The sequence below is a fragment of the Serratia sp. FGI94 genome, assembly GCF_000330865.1.
Classification (GTDB): Bacteria; Pseudomonadota; Gammaproteobacteria; order Enterobacterales; family Enterobacteriaceae; genus Serratia_B; species Serratia_B rubidaea.
In genome coordinates, this window is record NC_020064.1 from 4691695 (window position 1) to 4709929 (window position 18235).

Consider the following 18235-nt stretch of genomic DNA (forward strand, 5'->3'; position numbering starts at 1 on the left):
GGGTTTTTTATTGCAGCCTGTTTTCAAGCCGCCGCTACCGGGCGCACCCCCAACGTATGGCAAATTGCGTAGCTCATCTCGGCGCGGTTCAGCGTGTAGAAGTGGAAGTCTTTTACCCCTTCACGGCTGAGGATCTTCACCATATCCATGGCAATATTGGCCCCCACCATTTTGCGCGTTTCCGGGTCATCATCCAGCCCGGCAAACATGCTGGTCATCCAGCTCGGCACCCGCACGTTGGTCATGGCAGCGAAGCGCTGCAGCTGCTTGAAGTTGGACACCGGCAGAATGCCCGGCACGATTTCAACGTCAATGCCGGTGGCGACGCAGCGGTCGCGGAAACGCAGGTAGCTTTCCACATCAAAGAAGAACTGGGTAATCGCGCGGCTGGCGCCGGCGTCGATTTTACGCTTCAGGTTGATCAGATCGGCCTGCGCGCTTTTTGCCTCCGGGTGCACCTCCGGGTACGCCGCCACCGAAATATCGAAATCACCCACTTCCTTCAGCAGCGCCACCAAATCGGCCGCGTACATCTCCGGCTTGCCGCTGCCCGGTGGCAGATCGCCGCGCAGCGCCACGATATGCCGAATGCCGTTGTTCCAGTAGTCGCGGGCGATCTCGCTCAGCTGTTCGCGCGAGGCGTCAATGCAGGTCAGGTGCGGAGCGGCCTCAAGGCCGGTGCGATCCTTAATCCCCTTGATGACGCCGTGGGTGCGATCGCGCTCGCCGGAGTTGGCGCCGTAGGTGACCGAGAGGAATTTGGGCTTCAGGCTGCTCAGACGATCGATCGACTGCCACAGAGTCTCTTCCATTTCGCTGGTGCGCGGCGGAAAGAACTCAAACGATACGTTAATCTGACCGTTTAATTCGGCCAGGCTCTGGTTCAGCGCTTCCCGCTGGTTTGCGTGAAAAAAACTCATACCCTGTCTGCCTCTTGTCGATCGCGGTGTTATTTTAATAAGCGTCTATACGTTTAGACGTCTAGATAGAAAATGCCGGATGTTGGTGAAAGAGTCAACAGAAAAGTGAGGGTAATAGGATGATTAATCCTCACCGCTACCGGAGAGAATTTCATGTAGCCGGCGGCTGAAAAAGCAACAGGGCGCTGCAAGCAGCGCCCTGTCGGCATTTACCTCGCCAAGGAGGATTACAGCAGCTGCGCCAGCCGGTTGAGATCGGACTGGAGAGCGCCGGCGGTGACATCACGCCCAGCGCCCGGGCCGCGGATCACCAGCGGGTTATCGCGGTACCAGCGGCTTTCAATCGCAAAGACGTTATCGCACGGCAGCAGCGCGGCCAGCGGATGCTCCGGACGCACCGCCTCCACGCCGACGCGCGCCTTGCCGTTGGCGTCGAAACGCGCCACGTGACGCAGCACCAGGCCCATCTCGCTGGCGGCCTCAAAGCGCTGCAGCATTTGCTGGTTCAGCGCCTCACCGTTCTCAAAGAACTGATCGACCGTACCCTGCTCGGTACCGTCCGGCACCAGCGACTCAACCCGTACCTGGTTCGGCTCGAGATCGTAGCCGGCCTCGCGCGCCAGAATCACCAGCTTGCGCATCACGTCCTGGCCGGACAGATCCACACGCGGGTCAGGCTCGGTCAGCCCCTGCTGCCACGCCTGATCCACCAACTCGGTAAAGGGTACGGTGCCGTCAAACTGCAGGAACAGCCACGACAGCGTGCCGGAGAAAATGCCGCTGATCGCCAGAATGCCGTCGCCGCTGTCACGCAGGTCGCGCACCGTATGGTTAACCGGCAGGCCGGCGCCGACGGTGGCGTTGTACAGCCAGTGGCGGCCGGTTTTGGCGAAGGCGTCGCGGATCTGGCGGTAGTTGCTGCCGCAGGAGGCGCCCGCCAGCTTATTGGCGCTGATCACGTGGAAGCCGTAGCTGGCGAAATCCAGATACTGCTGCGCCAGGTCTTCGCTGGCGGTCACGTCCAGCACCACCAGATCGTCAAACGGATGCGCGCGCATCCACAGGAACAGGGACTCCTCATCCAGCTCCTGCGCCTCTTCTTCAAAGAAGGCCAGCGCCCGGCTGGCGTCGAGACCGTCGTAGTTCAGCAGGCTGCGGCGGCTGTCCACCACCCCGGCCAGCGTGAATTCAAAACCGCTGCGGGCGGACAGGTTTTTCTGTTCGCGGGCAAACAGCTCCAGCCAGCGGGAGCCGATGTTGCCTTTGCCGAACAGTACCAGACCAATGCGCTTTTCCGCCCGGAACAGGCTCTGGTGCAACCCTTGGATCAGCGACGCAGTCGGCCCCTGGCGCAGCACCGCCACCAGGCTGATGCCGTCTTCCGCCTGCCAGATAAACTCGACCGGCTGATCCTTCAGCTGCTGGTAGAAACGGTGGCTGTGCAGCGGGTTCTTGCACACGCCGGCGCCGACCAGCGCCACCATCGCCAGCCCCTGCCGCAGCTGTACCTCTCCCGGCAGCCCGGCGTCCTGCAGTACGCACAGCGCGCTGTCGGCCACTTCCGAGGTGTAGCACAGCTGAATCAGGTTGCGATCCGGATGCAGGCCGGCCGCCAGCGGCTTGATCTGCGCGCGTTTCAGCACCAGCTCCAACTCTTTTTGCGCCAGCTTGAAGTCATGCTGCGGCGCCACCGCCAGTTCAACCAGACAAACGTCATCATGGCTGGTGACAATCTTCGCACCGGTGCCGGAAGCCAGCACCCGCTCAATCCGGGTCGACCCCTGTTCCGGCTGATAGCTGCAGCGCAGCTGCAGATCGATATCGCTGCCGGACACCGGCTGCAGGGTGCGGGTATGCAGCACCGGCGCCGCCAGGCGCGCCAGCTCGCTGGCCTCGTCCAACCGTAGCAACGGCAGCAGGCAGGCGTCTTTCACCTTGCGCGGGTCGGCGCTGTATACCCCGGCGACGTCGCTCCAGATGGTCACGCGCTCCGCACCGGCCAGTGCGCCAATCTGCGTGGCCGAATAGTCGCTGCCGTTACGTCCCAGAAGCACGGTTTCACCCGCATCGTTACGCGAAATAAAGCCGGTCACCACCAGCCGCTTGCCGGGATGCTGCGCCATCAGCTGCTGCAGCAGCGGATAAGAGCGCCCTTCATCCACCTGCGGCTGCGCGGCGCGCTCGGCGCGCAGGAAATCACGCGCGTCCAGCCAGGCCGCCTGAATATCCTGCTGATTAAGCACCGCCGCCATCAGGCGCGCCGACCAGAGCTCACCGTGGCCGACCACTTCGGCATAAGTGACGTCATCAACCCGGCCATCCAACAGCACCGCCAGTCGCTCCAGATCGCGCGTGAATTCGGCAATCAATGCATCGGCAGTTTCCGGCGGCAGCAGGCCGCCGATCAGTTCGCTGTGATAACGGCGCAGCGTTTGCTGTACCTGGTGTGCAGAAAGACGATCGCTCTGGCTGAGCTTCAGCCAGTTAATCAGTTGGTTAGTGGTGCTGCCCGCCGCAGACACCACCATCAGATCGCCCGGCTGGCTGTACTCCGCCATAATCCCGGCCACCCGCAAATAACATTTCGCATCGGCTAGGCTGCTGCCGCCGAATTTGTGCAGTTGACGTCCGCTGACCGGTCCTGCTACCGCAATTGCATTCATGCTTACCTCGTTGCCGCCGCCTGGAAGGCGTGTTCCAGATCGGCAATCAAATCGTCACTGTCTTCAATACCCACGGAAATACGCAGCAGGCTGTCGGAAATGCCCGCCGCCGCCCGCGCCTCTGCCGCCATGCCGGCGTGGGTCATGGTCGCCGTATGCGAGATCAGGCTCTCCACCCCACCCAGCGATTCCGCCAGCGTAAACAGGCGCAGCGCCGACAGGAAACGGCGCAGCGCCGCCTCGTCGCCATCCAGCTCAAAACTGAGCATCGCGCCAAAGCCGCGTTGCTGCCGGCGCGCAATATCATGGCCCGGGTTTTCCGGCAGGGAAGGATGATACAGCTTTTTCACCAACGGTTGCTGCTGTAAATAACGAATAATGGCGCCGGCATTCTCCTGCGCCGCTCTGATCCGCGGCGCCAAAGTGCGCATACCGCGCAGCAGCAGATAACTGTCGAACGCGCCGCCGGTAACGCCGATGTTGTTCGCCCACCACGCCAGCTCTACCGCCAGCTCGGCGTCTTTGGCAATCACCGCGCCGGCGACGACGTCCGAATGGCCATTGAGGTACTTGGTGCAGGAGTGCACCACCAGATCCGCCCCCAGAGCGATAGGCTGCTGCAGCGCCGGGCTCAGGAAGGTGTTATCCACCACCGTCAGCGCACCGGCCGCATGCGCCGACTCGCAGATGGCGGCAATATCCACCACGCGCAGCAGCGGATTGCTCGGCGTTTCAATCAGCACCAGTTTCGGCTTCTGCGCCAGCGCCTGCGCCAATGCCGCTTCATCGCCCTGATCGACAAACAGCACCCGATAGGCGCCGCGCTTGCTCAGGCTGTCAAACAGCCGGTAGCTGCCGCCGTAGCAGTCATGCGGCGCCACCAGCAGGTCGCCGGGCTGCAGCAGTACGGTGGTCACCAGATGGATGGCCGACATGCCGCTGCCGGTCATCACCGCGCCGGCGCCGCCTTCCAGTTCCGCCAGCGCGCGCTGCACCACATCACGCGTCGGGTTGCCGCGGCGGGAGTAGTCATGCGCACGCGGCTGATTAAAATCGGTGAAGTTATAGGTGCTGGAAAGATGAATGGGCGGGACGACGCAGCCGTACTGCTCGTCATCGTTCAGGCCGCTACGCACGGCAATCGTGGCTGGTTTACGCGTCATAGGAGTCGCTCGGCTCTCGAAGGCGGATGAATGAGGCCTAAAGATTAATCGCATGACGGATAGACGTCAATACATCTGGACATCTAAACTTCTTTGCGTATAGATTAAGCAGAGGCATAATACCCGCTAACATTATGTCAGTTTGGTCGGGTAAGAAGCTGGCGCGATAAGCATAGTCCATCTCGCTCACGCTGCGTCCATCAGTGACCCTGGTCGCGTAACATTGACATTTATTTAGTGAGAACAGTGAAGATCGGGCATAATTGGCCGGTTTTTAGAATATTGTAATTTTTCTGACAATTTTAAGGTGTCCCATGGCTGAGTGGAACGGCGAGTATGTCAGCCCTTACGCTGAACACGGTAAAAAAAGCGAGCAAGTAAAAAAAATCACGGTGTCGATTCCGTTGAAGGTTCTGAAAATCCTCACCGACGAGCGCACCCGTCGCCAGGTCAACAACCTGCGCCACGCCACCAACAGTGAATTACTGTGTGAAGCGTTTCTGCACGCCTTTACCGGCCAGCCGCTGCCTAATGATGAAGACCTGCGCAAAGAGCGCAGCGATGAAATCCCGGAAGCCGCTAAGGTGCTGATGCGTGAGCTGGGCGTCGATCCCGATACCTGGGAATATTGATGCCATCGGCGAACGCCGGTGACAGAAACAAAAAAGGCGCCGAAGGCGCCTTTTTTATCGGTCGGTAAGAAATCTTATTTCTTAACGCCTGGTACGCTGAAACGCTTGTTGAAGCGGTCAACGCGGCCACCGGTAGCAACGTCACGCTGCTTGCCAGTGTAGAACGGGTGGCATGCGCCACAAACGTCCAGGTTCAGATCGTGGCCCACGGTAGAGCGGATCTTCATGACATTACCGCAAGAGCAGCTTGCAGTAACGAAATCGTATTTAGGGTGGATACCTTCTTTCATGGGGAAACCTCAGTTAAGGCCGTGTCGCTATCCAGCCCTGTTTCGCCAGACACCACACGTGGTTGATGATAATTTATTGGTATCGAATTATACCAAAGGCGGCAAATTATACAGAATTAAATACACCGCGCAATCGGATCCGTACATTTGGCCGTCTGCCGTGTAAACTAGCCCCTCTTTCTCATTTGGATGGACCCTATGCCCGTTGTTCACGTTGCTCTACCGGTTCCGCTGACCCGCACTTTCGATTACCTGCTGCCCCAGGGGCTACAGCCGGTGGTCGGCGCGCGCGTTTGCGTACCTTGGGGAAAGCAGCGCGCCATCGGCATCGTCACCGGATGCAGCGACAGCAGCGAGCTGCCGCTGGAAAAACTCAAACCGATAGACAGCATCATCGACGGCGATTCACTGTTTTCCGCCGCAATGTGGCGCATCCTGCGTTGGGCCAGCGACTATTACCACTATCCGCTCGGCGAAGTGCTGTTTCATGCGCTGCCGACCCTGCTGCGCCAGGGTAAACCGGCGGAAACCGCGCCGCTGTGGCAGTGGTTCGCCACCGAGTCCGGGCGCGCCACGCCGCCGGAAAGCCTGAAACGCGCCCGCAAACAGCAGCAGGCGCTCGCCGCCCTGCTGCAGCGTCCGGTTTACCGTCACCAGGTCAGCGAACTCGATCTGACCGACAATGCGCTGCAGGCGCTGCGCGCCAAAGGGCTGGCCGACTTGCGCACGCAGAGCGTGGCGCTGCAGGATTGGCGGCCCGGCTTCAGCGTGCAGGGCGAACGGCTGCGGCTCAATACCGAGCAGGCCACCGCCGTCGGCGCCATCCGCAGCGAAGATGAACAGTTCGCCGCCTGGCTGCTGGCCGGGATCACCGGCTCCGGCAAGACTGAGGTCTATCTCAGCGTGCTGGAAAACATCCTGGCGAAGGGAAAGCAGGCGCTGGTGCTGGTGCCGGAAATCGGTCTGACGCCGCAGACCATCGCCCGCTTTCGCGAGCGTTTCAACGCGCCGGTAGAGGTACTGCACTCCGGCCTGAATGACAGCGAGCGCCTGTCCGTCTGGCTGCGCGCCCGCAGCGGCGAGGCGGCGATTATCATCGGCACCCGCTCGGCGCTGTTTACGCCGTTCGCCCGCCTGGGCGTCATCATTATTGATGAAGAACACGACAGCTCGTATAAACAACAGGAAGGCTGGCGTTACCACGCGCGCGATCTGGCGGTGTTCCGCGCCCATACGGAAAATATTCCGATGGTGATGGGTTCCGCGACGCCGGCGCTGGAGACGCTGCATAACGTGCAGCTGGGCAAATACCGTCAGTTAAAACTGACGCAGCGCGCCGGCAACGCCAAACCGGCCGCCCAGCACCTGATCGATCTGAAAGGCCTGCCGCTGAAGGTCGGCCTGTCGCAACCGCTGCTGCACAGCATGCGGCACCACCTGAAAAACGATAATCAGGTGATGCTGTTTCTCAACCGCCGCGGCTATGCGCCGGCGCTGCTGTGTCACGAATGCGGCTGGATCGCCGAATGTCAGCGCTGCGACCGTTACTACACCCTGCACCAGAATCACCGCCAGCTGCGCTGCCACCACTGCGACAGCCAGCGCCCGGTGCCGCACCAGTGCCCGCAATGCGGCTCTACGCATCTGGTATCGGTCGGCGTCGGCACCGAACAGCTGGAAAACGAGCTGGCGCCGCTGTTCCCTGACACGCCGATTACCCGTATCGACCGCGACACCACCAGCCGTAAAGGCTCGCTGGAACAGCATCTGAACGAGATCCACCGCGGCGGCGCGCGTATTCTGATCGGTACGCAAATGCTGGCGAAGGGCCACCACTTCCCGGACGTGACGCTGGTAGCGCTGCTGGACGTCGACGGCGCGCTGTTTTCCGCCGATTTCCGTTCCGCCGAACGCTTCGCCCAGCTGTATACCCAGGTATCCGGCCGCGCCGGCCGCGCCGGCAAGCAGGGTGAAGTGCTGCTGCAGACTCACCACCCGGAGCACCCGCTGCTGCAGACGCTGCTGCAACAAGGCTACGACGCCTTTGCCAAGCAGGCGCTTAGCGAGCGCAACAGCGTCTTCCTGCCCCCCTATACCAGCCACATTATGCTGCGCGCCGACGATCACGATAATCAGCAGGCGCCGATGTTCCTGCAGCAATTGCGCAATCTGCTGGAGGCCAGCCCGCTGAAAGACGATGCCCTGTGGGTGATGGGGCCGGTGCCGGCGCTGCAGTCCAAACGCGGGGGACGTTTCCGCTGGCAGCTGCTGCTGCAACACCCGTCGCGCCGCGTTCTGCAGGGGATCATGAAAAACACCCTGCCGCTGATCGGCACCCTGCCGCAGGCACGCAAAGTTAAATGGACGCTGGACGTCGATCCCATCGACGGTTGAACACGGAAAAGTCTGATTTCTTTGGCGTTAAGCAAACGTTTACCCTTGAATTTGCGAGCGAACGCGAAAAACTCCCACTTCATCACATTTTTTATGCAAATTAGGTAACAAAAGCGGTACGTAATCTGTTTAGAATATCGTAAAGATTTCCGCTCGCGGGCTGCACAGCCGCGAACCTGGCGTGATTGCGGAAATACGCCCTGAAACGGCATCGTTGCCCGGGGTATGGCAGTAATCGCGTTGGCATAGGGCCGGCGCAAGGAGAAAGGCGTTGGAACACAAGAAAGAGTTATCCATGGCAACCATGAAAGACGTTGCGGAAATGGCGGGCGTTTCAACGGCAACCGTATCACGCGCGCTGATGAACCCGGAGAAGGTCTCAGCGCCAACGCGTCAGAAAGTGGAACAGGCCGTACTGGCCGTGGGTTACTCTCCGCATGCGCTCTCGCGCAACGTGAAGCGTAATGAATCCCGCACCATCCTGGTGATCGTCCCGGATATCTGCGACCCCTTCTTCGCCGATATTATTCAAGGGATTGAACAAACCGCCGCGCAGCAGGGCTATCTGGTGCTGATCGGCGACTGCGCGCAGCAAAACCAGCAGGAACGCACCTTCGTTAATCTGATTATCACCAAACAGATCGACGGCATGCTGCTGCTCGGCTCCAACCTGCCCTTCGACGCCAGCAAGGAAGAGCAGCGCAACCTGCCGCCGATGGTGATGGCCAATGAGTTTGCGCCGGAGCTGGAGCTGCCCACGGTACACATCGACAACCTGACCGCCGCCTTCGAGGCCGTGCATTATCTGCATCAGCTCGGGCACACGCAGATCGCCTGCGTCGCCGGGCCGCAGCAGATGCCGCTCAGCGAATATCGCCTGCAGGGTTACATTCAGGCGCTACGCCGTAATGGCATTACCGTCGAAAGCGGCTATATTACCCGGGGTGATTTCACTTATGAAGCGGGCGCAGCCGCGCTGAAAACCCTGATGGCGCTGCCGAAACCGCCGACGGCGGTGTTCTGCCACAGCGATATCATGGCGATCGGCGTGCTGTCGCAGGCGCGTAAAATGGGCCTGAGCGTCCCGGGCGATCTGTCGATCGTCGGTTTTGACGACCTGAAAATGACGCAGTATTGCGATCCGCCGTTAACCACGGTGGCGCAACCGCGCTTTCAAATTGGTCAGCAAGCCATGTTACTGTTACTGGAACAGCTGCACGGGCAAAACGTCGCCAGCGGCTCCCGTTTATTGGACAGCGAACTGATCGTCAGAGGCAGCACCGCCGCCCCTAAACGCTAGTCAAATATTTTAGGGTTCAGTAACATGATGAACTTAATTTCTAATAAAGATACAGCGGAAGAATAGTGGCACAGAAAGACTATGTAAGCCGCGGGCGCTCTGGAGCGCGGCGCAAAACCCCCAGCCGTAAAAAAAGCAGTTCTCCGAAGGTGTCCAAAACCGTGGTAGCGCTTGCGGTCGCCTTGTTGGTGATCTTTGCCGGCGGTCTCTACTTTATTACCCATAACAAACCGGACGACGAACCGCTGTCGCCGGCCCACAGCAACCGCCCGGGCAACGGCCTGCCGCCGAAGCCGGAAGAGCGCTGGCGCTACATCAAAGAGCTGGAAAACCGTCAGACCGGCGTACAAACTCCGACCGAACCGACGGCCGGCGGCGAGGTGAATTCCAAAACCCAGCTGACCCAGGAACAGCGCCAGCTGCTGGAGCAGATGCAGGCGGATATGCAGCAGCGCCCGACTCAGCTCAACGAGGTGCCGTATAACGACGCCGCTCAGGCCGCGCGCAACAACGCACAGCAGCCGGCGCCGGTACAGCAGCCACGCCAACAGCAACAGGTGCAGCAGCAAACGCAGCCGCCGGCCAGCCAGCCGCGCAACCCGTTCAGCGGCGGCGCCAGCAGCCAACCGGCGCAACAGCCTAAACCGACGCCGCCGCCGGCGGCGAAGACGGAAAGCAAACCGGAACAGAAACAGCGCTGGATGGTGCAGTGCGGCTCGTTCCGCGCCGCCGATCAGGCGGAATCCGTCCGTGCGCGCCTGGCGTTTGAAGGCATTGAAAGCCGCATCACCAACGGCGGCGGCTGGAACCGCGTCGTGCTCGGGCCGTTCAGCAGCCGCGCCGGCGCCGACAAAACCTTGTCCCGCCTGAAGGGCATTGGTATGTCAGGATGCATTCCCCTCTCCGTCAGGGGTTGAAAAGCCGTAATCCTCCCCCATCTATACTCTCAATATGCCTCGTAGCACCTGCGCAAGCAGGCGCTGCGGGGACTTCTTTCAGTCTGCAACGAGGGTCTGCTCGTGACAACAATTGTAAGCGTACGCCGCAACGGCCAAGTCGTCATCGGTGGCGATGGCCAGGCAACATTGGGCAATACGGTGATGAAAGGCAACGTCAAAAAAGTACGCCGCCTGTACAACGATAAAGTGATCGCCGGTTTTGCCGGGGGCACCGCTGACGCCTTCACGCTGTTTGAGCTTTTCGAGCGTAAACTGGAAATGCACCAGGGCCATCTGGTGAAAGCCGCCGTCGAGCTGGCGAAAGACTGGCGTACCGACCGCATGCTGCGCAAGCTGGAAGCATTGCTGGCCGTGGCCGATGAAAACGCCTCGCTGATCATCACCGGTAACGGTGACGTGGTTCAGCCTGAAAATGATTTGATCGCGATCGGCTCCGGCGGCCCGTACGCCCAGTCAGCCGCGCGCGCATTGTTGGAAAATACCGAATTGGGCGCCCGTGAAATCGTCGAGAAGTCTCTCGGCATTGCCGGCGACATCTGTATTTACACCAACCATAATCTCACTATTGAAGAACTGCCTTCCAAAGCGTAAGGATCGAATACTATGTCTGAAATGACTCCGCGCGAGATCGTCAGCGAACTGGACGGTTATATCATCGGCCAAAGCAAAGCCAAACGCGCCGTTGCCATCGCCTTGCGTAACCGCTGGCGTCGTATGCAGCTCAACGAGATGCTGCGTCACGAAGTAACGCCGAAAAACATTCTGATGATCGGTCCGACCGGCGTCGGTAAAACCGAAATCGCCCGTCGCCTGGCTAAACTGGCCAACGCGCCGTTTATCAAAGTTGAAGCCACCAAGTTCACCGAAGTGGGCTATGTCGGCAAGGAAGTGGATTCCATTATCCGCGACCTGACCGACGCCGCGGTGAAAATGGTGCGCCTGCAGTCGATCGAAAAAAACCGCACCCGCGCTGAAGAGATGGCGGAAGAGCGCATCCTCGACGTGCTGATCCCGCCGGCCAAAAACAACTGGGGCCAGCCGGAAGAGCAGCAGGAACCGTCCGCCGCCCGCCAGTCGTTCCGTAAAAAACTGCGCGAAGGCCAGTTGGACGACAAAGAGATCGAAATCGACCTGGCCGCCGCGCCGATGGGCGTCGAAATCATGGCGCCTCCGGGCATGGAAGAGATGACCAACCAGCTGCAGTCGATGTTCCAGAACCTCGGCGGCCAGAAGCAGAAACCCCGCAAGCTGAAGATCAAAGAAGCCTTCAAGCTGCTGGTGGAAGAAGAAGCGGCCAAGCTGGTTAACCCGGAAGAGCTGAAAGAGCAGGCGATCGAAGCCGTTGAGCAGCACGGCATCGTATTTATCGATGAGATCGACAAAATCTGTAAGCGCGGCGACTCCTCCGGCCCGGACGTCTCCCGCGAAGGCGTGCAGCGCGACCTGCTGCCGCTGGTGGAAGGCAGCACCATCTCCACCAAGCACGGCATGGTGAAAACCGACCACATCCTGTTTATCGCCTCCGGCGCTTTCCAGGTTGCCAGCCCGTCCGATCTGATCCCGGAACTGCAGGGCCGCCTGCCGATCCGCGTTGAACTGCAGGCGCTGACGACCGAAGACTTCGAACGCATTCTGACCGAGCCGAACGCGTCGCTGACCGAGCAGTACAAGGCGCTGATGGCGACCGAAGGCGTCACCATCGACTTCACCGCTGACGGTATCAGCCGCATCGCCGAAGCCGCATGGCAGGTTAACGAGAGCACCGAGAACATCGGCGCACGTCGTCTGCACACCGTGCTGGAGCGTCTGATGGAAGATATTTCCTATGACGCCAGCGAGATTAATGGTCAATCCATTACAATTGATGCGGAATACGTGCGCAATCACCTGGATGAGCTGGTTGCAGATGAAGATCTGAGCCGTTTTATCCTATAATCGCTCTATCACTGTCCTGTCAGTCACGAAAATGGGAGGCATTGCCTCCCATTTTTTTATCTGCGGACACAGCCACTTGACTTGCTGAAGCGAAAAATGAGCTCATCTACCTCCACCACCCCAGCCAGAGCCTGGCTGGAAAGTTTACGTCCACGCACCCTGCCGCTGGCTTTCGCCTCCATCGTTGTCGGTTCCGCCATTGCCGCCTGGCAAGGCAGCCTAAAACCTGGCGTCGCGCTGTTGGCGCTGTTGACCGCCGGACTGCTGCAGATCCTCTCCAACCTGGCCAATGATTACGGCGACGCCGTCAAAGGCAGCGACACAGAAGATCGCATCGGGCCGCTGCGCGGCATGCAAAAAGGCATGATTACCCAGGCGCAGATGAAACGCGCGCTGGTCATTACCGTGGTGCTGATCGCCATCGCCGGCTGTTCGCTGATTGCGCTGGCCTGCGAAACGCCGCGCGACGTGGTCGGCTTCCTGGCGCTCGGCGCGCTGGCGATCGTCGCCGCCATTACCTATACCGTCGGCAACAAGCCTTATGGCTATCTGGGGCTGGGGGATATCTCGGTGCTGGCGTTCTTTGGCTGGTTGAGCGTGGCCGGCACCTATTACCTGCAGACGTTGCATTTCGACAGCATCGTGATGCTGCCGGCCACCGCCTGCGGCCTGTTGGCGGCGGCGGTGCTGAACATCAATAACCTGCGTGATATCGAAAGCGACCGCGCCAACGGCAAGAACACCCTGGCGGTGCGGCTGGGGCCGAAGAACGCCCGGCGATACCATGCGTTGCTGCTGATTGGCGCGGTGCTGTGCTTTGCGCTGTTCACCCTGTTCAACCTGAGCGGCCCGTGGGGCTGGCTGTTTGTGCTGGCGGTGCCGCTGCTGTGGCGCCATGCGCTGCGCGTACTGCGCGACCCTTCGCCGGCCGGCATGCGCCCGATGCTGGAGCACATGGTCAAGGCCGCCCTGCTGGCGAATATTTTGTTCGCCGCCGGCGTGGCGCTCAGCTAGATAAAAACTGATGATTTTGCCAACAGGGCGCAGAAAGGGATATACTGGTTATTCCAGCGGCAAACAGACATAAAATCCTATGAAATACGATACTTCCGAACTTTGCGATATCTATCATGAAGAGGTCAACGTGGTTGAGCCTCTGTTCTCTAATTTTGGCGGGCGTACTTCATTTGGCGGACAGATCACCACGGTGAAGTGTTTCGAGGATAATGGCCTGCTTTTTGACCTGCTTGAAGAAAACGGCCGCGGCCGCGTCCTGCTGGTCGACGGCGGTGGTTCGGTCCGCCGGGCGTTGATCAACGCGGAACTGGCGCGCCTGGCGACCCAGAACGAGTGGGAAGGCATTGTGGTGTACGGCGCGGTGCGTCAGGTGGACGATCTGGAAGAGCTGGATATCGGCATCCAGGCCATGGCGGCCATCCCGGTCGGCGCCACCAGCGAAGGCGTGGGTGAAAGCGATATCCGCGTCAACTTCGGCGGCGTCACCTTCTTCTCCGGCGATCATCTGTATGCCGACAATACCGGCATCATTCTGGCGGAAGACCCGCTCGATATTGAATAAGCCGTTACCATGAAAAAGGGCGCCGTCGGCGCCCTTTTCGTTACTGCGGCAAAGGGAATCAGACCTCTTCCATTTTGCCCAGCAGCGCGCGCAGGCGATCTTGCCATACGTGCTGTTCTTCTTTCAGCTGCTGATTCTCACGCACCAGTGATTCGTGGTTGCCGGCGGCGTTCTGCACTTCCTGAGACAGCGTATTGTTCTTCTCTTTCAGCTCTTCAATTTCCATCTGCAACAGAGTGATGGTATCAATCGCCTGCTGAACTTTTGCTTCCAGTTTTTCAAATACTTCAAATGACATCTTCGGTCCCCTCATGATAGCAAGGCGTACATCTATTAAGCAGCCGCACAGCACAGGCTGCAGCCGCTGCGAATATGCATCGCGCAAGTGACACGCGCTTTTGATTAAAAACGCGCCTGTCTCGATAAAACGCTCTTTCGATAAAAACGATTGTAAGTAGCCCGCCTCTTACTGTCTAGCAACATACCGGCTCAACGCGCAGTCTGTTGCAATTTTCCCGCCCCCGCCATCAGCCAAAACTGAAAAATGCGCGTATGACGACAAACGCGCGCTAACAATTGTCGGACAAAAACCCTGACCAACCCGGCTGCGAGATGGCGCGGAAAGAACAGCAGACAACGCGAATTCGCTCAATTTTATGACGGAGCACACACATTTTGATTTCGCTATTTCTCGTTTATGTTCGTTAACGATAAATTTACATCACGTCCTCAATTTAAAAGAGGATGAGATTAAAAAAACCTGTACCTTAAGGCCGGCAGGCTACCCGCCGAGCCTAAAACCTATAACCCTGCAGGACAACAACATTATGAGCCAAAACACCAGTCCGACATTAAAAGGCCAATGTATCGCAGAATTTCTCGGCACCGGCCTACTGATCTTCTTTGGCGCAGGATGCGTTGCCGCATTAAAACTGGCCGGCGCCAGCTTCGGCCAATGGGAAATCAGCGTTATTTGGGGCTTCGGGGTCGCCATGGCGATCTATCTGACCGCCGGCATCTCCGGCGCCCACCTCAACCCGGCCGTCACCATCGCACTGTGGCTGTTCGCCAACTTTAACGGCCGCCGCGTGGTTCCGTTCATCATCGCCCAGGTCGCCGGCGCCTTCTGCGCCGCTGCGCTGGTCTACGGCCTGTACTACAATCTGTTCTTTGATTTCGAAGCCGCCCACAACATGGTGCGTGGCAGCGCAGAGAGTCTGGATCTGGCCGGGATTTTCTCCACCTATCCAAACCCGCACATCTCCGTCGCGCAGGCGTTCCTGGTGGAAACCGTGATCACCGCCATTCTGATGTGCCTGATTCTGGCGCTAACCGACGATGGCAACGGCGTACCGCGCGGCCCGCTGGCGCCGCTGCTGATCGGTATTCTGATCGCCGTTATCGGCGCTTCCATGGGCCCGTTGACCGGCTTCGCCCTGAACCCGGCGCGTGATTTCGGACCAAAAATGTTCGCCTATCTCGCCGGCTGGGGCAACGTCGCCTTTACCGGCGCACGCGATATCCCGTACTTCCTGGTACCGATTTTCGGACCGATTCTCGGGGCCATCCTGGGCGCCTTCGGCTATCGTACCTTGATTGGCCGCCACTTGCCTTGCGACGACTGCGTCGAAGAAGAGCAAGGGCAGCCTGCCGCCAAAACGTCGCAGCGTAAAGCGTAATTGGCGCAGTTTAAAATGGTTAACAACAGCAGGACTCAACCATGACTACAGAAAAAAAATTTATTGTCGCCCTCGACCAGGGAACCACCAGCTCACGCGCCGTCGTCATGGATCACGATGCCAATATCGTTGCAGTATCGCAGCGCGAATTTGAACAAATTTATCCAAAGGCCGGCTGGGTAGAGCACGACCCGATGGAGATTTGGGCTTCTCAAAGCTCCACGCTGGTCGAAGTGCTGGCGAAAGCCGACATCAACTCGGACCAAATCGCCGGGATCGGCATCACCAACCAGCGCGAAACCACCATCGTGTGGGAAAAAGAGACCGGCAAGCCGATCTACAACGCCATCGTCTGGCAGTGCCGCCGCACCGCAGATATCTGCGAACAGCTCAAGCGCGACGGCCTGGAAGAGTACATCCGTCAGAACACCGGCCTGGTGGTCGACCCGTACTTCTCCGGCACTAAGGTGAAATGGATCCTGGATCACGTCGAGGGCGCCCGTGAACGCGCCAAGCGCGGCGAACTGCTGTTCGGCACCGTCGACACCTGGCTGGTGTGGAAAATGACGCAGGGGCGGGTTCACGTCACCGATTACACCAACGCCTCGCGCACCATGATGTTCAACATCCACCAGCTCGACTGGGATGAACGCATGCTGCAGGCGCTGGATATTCCACGCGCCATGCTGCCGAAGGTGCGCCCGTCTTCCGAAATTTACGGCCAGACCAACATCGGCGGCAAGGGCGGCACGCGTATTCCTATCGCCGGCATCGCCGGTGACCAGCAGGCGGCGCTGTTCGGCCAACTGTGCGTCCAGCCGGGCATGGCGAAGAACACCTACGGCACCGGCTGCTTCCTGCTGATGAATACCGGCGAAGAGGCGGTCAGCTCCAGCCACGGCCTGCTGACCACCATTGCCTGTGGCCCGCGCGGTGAAGTGAACTACGCGCTGGAAGGCGCGGTGTTTATCGGCGGCGCGTCTATCCAGTGGCTGCGCGACGAGCTGAAGCTGATCAGCGATGCGGCCGATTCCGAATACTTCGCCACCAAGGTGAAAGACAGCAACGGTGTCTACGTGGTGCCGGCCTTCACCGGTCTGGGCGCGCCATACTGGGATCCGTATGCGCGCGGCGCCATTTTCGGTCTGACCCGCGGCGCCAACAGCAACCACATCATCCGTGCAACGCTGGAGTCCATCGCCTATCAGACCCGCGACGTACTGGACGCCATGCAGGCCGACTCCAATACCCGTCTGCAGTCGCTGCGCGTTGACGGCGGCGCTGTCGCCAACAACTTCCTGATGCAGTTCCAGTCCGACATTCTGGGCACGCGCGTTGAGCGTCCTGAAGTGCGCGAGTCTACGGCGTTAGGCGCGGCGTTCCTCGCCGGTCTGGCCATCGGCTACTGGAACGACCTGGATGAAGTGAAGAGCAAGGCAGTCATCGAGCGGGAATTCCGCCCGAGCATCGAAACCACCGAACGTAACTACCGTTACAGCGGCTGGAAAAAAGCGGTCGCCCGCGCCCAGGCGTGGGAAGACCACGAATAATTCCGCGCCGAAGTCACACGAACAATGCGCTGCCGCAAGGCGGCGCTTTTTTTTGCCCCGCCGCGCCCGCCCGCCGCTGTGGTAAACTTACCCGCTCTTCCCCTCTACTCACTGACAGGTTTTGCCATGAAACGTGAATTAGCCATCGAATTTTCCCGCGTAACCGAAGCTGCGGCGTTAGCCGGCTATCAATGGCTGGGACGCGGCGACAAGAATGCCGCCGACGGCGCCGCCGTCCACGCCATGCGGATTATGCTCAACAAGGTGGCGATCGATGGCCGCATCGTGATTGGCGAAGGTGAAATCGATGAAGCGCCGATGCTGTATATCGGCGAGCAGGTCGGCACCGGCCAGGGCGATGCGGTGGATATCGCCGTCGACCCGATAGAAGGCACGCGCATGACCGCCATGGGACAATCCAACGCGCTGGCAGTGCTGGCGGTCGGCGATCGCGGCACCTTCCTGCACGCGCCGGATATGTATATGGAAAAACTGGTGGTAGGGCCGGCGGCGCGCGGCGCTATTGACCTCAGCCTGCCGCTCGCCGACAACCTGCAAAACGTCGCCGCGCGGCTGAACAAGCCACTGTCGCAACTGACGGTGATCACGCTGGCTAAACCGCGTCACGACGCGACGATCGCGCAAATGCAGCAGATGGGCGTCAAGGTGTTCGCCATTCCGGACGGCGACGTGGCCGCCTCAATCCTGACCTGCATGCCGGACAGCGAAGTGGATGTGATGTACGGCATCGGCGGCGCGCCGGAAGGGGTGATTTCCGCCGCGGTGATCCGCGCGCTGGACGGCGATATGCAGGCGCGCCTGCTGCCGCGTCATCAGGTGAAGGAAGATAATGACGCCAACCGCCGCATCGGCGAGCAGGAGCTGGCGCGCTGTAAGGAGATGGGCATTGAGGCGGGCAAGGTGCTGCTGCTGGACGATATGGCGCGCAATGACAACGTCATCTTCGCCGCCACCGGCATCACCAAAGGTGACCTGTTGGAAGGCATCAGCCGCCAGGGCAATATGGCGACCACGGAAACGCTGTTGATCCGCGGTAAATCACGCACCATCCGCCGCATCCGTTCGACCCACTATCTGGATCGTAAGGACCCGGCGCTGCACCCGTACCTGCTGTAAGGGGTCACCCGACGGCCAGGCAATGCCTGGCCGC

Annotated in this window: 16 protein-coding genes; 11 read left to right on the plus strand and 5 right to left on the minus strand. The window is 59.8% G+C overall.

The features are described from left to right. Positions 1-23: 23 nt before the first annotated feature. The 3 genes from metF to metB all read right to left on the minus strand — a co-directional run bounded on the left by metF (position 24) and on the right by metB (position 4746). The gene (gene metF, locus D781_RS21430) at positions 24-920 is read right to left on the minus strand and encodes a methylenetetrahydrofolate reductase (RefSeq protein WP_015962312.1); all 897 of its coding nucleotides are present in this window, start codon (positions 918-920) and stop codon (positions 24-26) included. A 227-nt stretch (positions 921-1147) separates the two neighbouring features. After that, positions 1148-3583, minus strand: coding sequence for a bifunctional aspartate kinase/homoserine dehydrogenase II (locus D781_RS21435; protein ID WP_015962313.1), 2436 nt, complete (start codon positions 3581-3583; stop codon positions 1148-1150). A gap of 2 nt (positions 3584-3585) precedes the next feature. Continuing rightward, complete coding sequence (gene metB, locus D781_RS21440) at positions 3586-4746, minus strand: cystathionine gamma-synthase (protein ID WP_041411933.1); 1161 nt, start codon at positions 4744-4746, stop codon at positions 3586-3588. Between the two features lie 314 nt (positions 4747-5060). On the opposite strand from metB, the gene metJ reads away from it, so the two are divergent. Further along, the gene (gene metJ, locus D781_RS21445) at positions 5061-5378 is read left to right on the plus strand and encodes a met regulon transcriptional regulator MetJ (RefSeq protein WP_006317756.1); all 318 of its coding nucleotides are present in this window, start codon (positions 5061-5063) and stop codon (positions 5376-5378) included. 74 nt (positions 5379-5452) lie between these two features. Here the strand turns inward: metJ and rpmE are convergent, their stop codons facing one another. Further along, the gene (rpmE, locus tag D781_RS23130; protein ID WP_015962314.1) at positions 5453-5668 is read right to left on the minus strand and encodes a 50S ribosomal protein L31; all 216 of its coding nucleotides are present in this window, start codon (positions 5666-5668) and stop codon (positions 5453-5455) included. Positions 5669-5866: 198 nt separating this feature from the next. Here rpmE and priA point away from each other — a divergent pair, with 198 nt between their 5' ends. From priA to rraA, 7 genes are all read left to right on the plus strand, one after another. Then, a complete protein-coding gene (priA, locus tag D781_RS21450) occupies positions 5867-8062 on the plus strand; it encodes a primosomal protein N' (protein ID WP_015962315.1) in 2196 nt (731 codons plus the stop codon). Positions 8063-8333: 271 nt separating this feature from the next. Next, positions 8334-9362, plus strand: a complete 1029-nt coding sequence (gene cytR / locus D781_RS21455) for a DNA-binding transcriptional regulator CytR (protein ID WP_015962316.1) — start codon at positions 8334-8336, stop codon at positions 9360-9362. Positions 9363-9427: 65 nt separating this feature from the next. Then, positions 9428-10279: a cell division protein FtsN gene (gene ftsN / locus D781_RS21460; RefSeq protein WP_015962317.1), complete on the plus strand. Its 852-nt coding sequence runs from the start codon at positions 9428-9430 to the stop codon at positions 10277-10279. 102 nt (positions 10280-10381) lie between these two features. Further along, positions 10382-10912, plus strand: a complete 531-nt coding sequence (gene hslV / locus D781_RS21465) for an ATP-dependent protease subunit HslV (RefSeq protein ID WP_015962318.1) — start codon at positions 10382-10384, stop codon at positions 10910-10912. A gap of 12 nt (positions 10913-10924) precedes the next feature. Then, positions 10925-12256: an HslU--HslV peptidase ATPase subunit gene (hslU, locus tag D781_RS21470; protein WP_015962319.1), complete on the plus strand. Its 1332-nt coding sequence runs from the start codon at positions 10925-10927 to the stop codon at positions 12254-12256. 96 nt (positions 12257-12352) lie between these two features. After that, positions 12353-13270 (plus strand): 1,4-dihydroxy-2-naphthoate polyprenyltransferase, encoded by a 918-nt coding sequence (locus tag D781_RS21475; RefSeq protein WP_015962320.1) that lies wholly within the window; start codon positions 12353-12355, stop codon positions 13268-13270. Between the two features lie 79 nt (positions 13271-13349). Beyond that, positions 13350-13835 (plus strand): ribonuclease E activity regulator RraA, encoded by a 486-nt coding sequence (rraA, locus tag D781_RS21480; protein WP_015962321.1) that lies wholly within the window; start codon positions 13350-13352, stop codon positions 13833-13835. A gap of 58 nt (positions 13836-13893) precedes the next feature. Here the strand turns inward: rraA and zapB are convergent, their stop codons facing one another. Next, positions 13894-14133 carry a septal ring assembly protein ZapB gene (gene zapB / locus D781_RS21485; RefSeq protein WP_015962322.1) on the minus strand — a complete coding sequence of 80 codons (240 nt, stop codon included), beginning with the start codon at positions 14131-14133 and terminating at the stop codon, positions 13894-13896. Positions 14134-14662: 529 nt separating this feature from the next. Here zapB and D781_RS21490 point away from each other — a divergent pair. From D781_RS21490 to glpX, 3 genes are all read left to right on the plus strand, one after another. Continuing rightward, positions 14663-15514, plus strand: coding sequence for an MIP/aquaporin family protein (locus D781_RS21490; protein ID WP_015962323.1), 852 nt, complete (start codon positions 14663-14665; stop codon positions 15512-15514). 41 nt (positions 15515-15555) lie between these two features. Then, a complete protein-coding gene (gene glpK, locus D781_RS21495; protein ID WP_015962324.1) occupies positions 15556-17064 on the plus strand; it encodes a glycerol kinase GlpK in 1509 nt (502 codons plus the stop codon). A 126-nt stretch (positions 17065-17190) separates the two neighbouring features. Then, positions 17191-18201, plus strand: a complete 1011-nt coding sequence (glpX, locus tag D781_RS21500; RefSeq protein ID WP_015962325.1) for a class II fructose-bisphosphatase — start codon at positions 17191-17193, stop codon at positions 18199-18201. Positions 18202-18235: the final 34 nt, after the last annotated feature.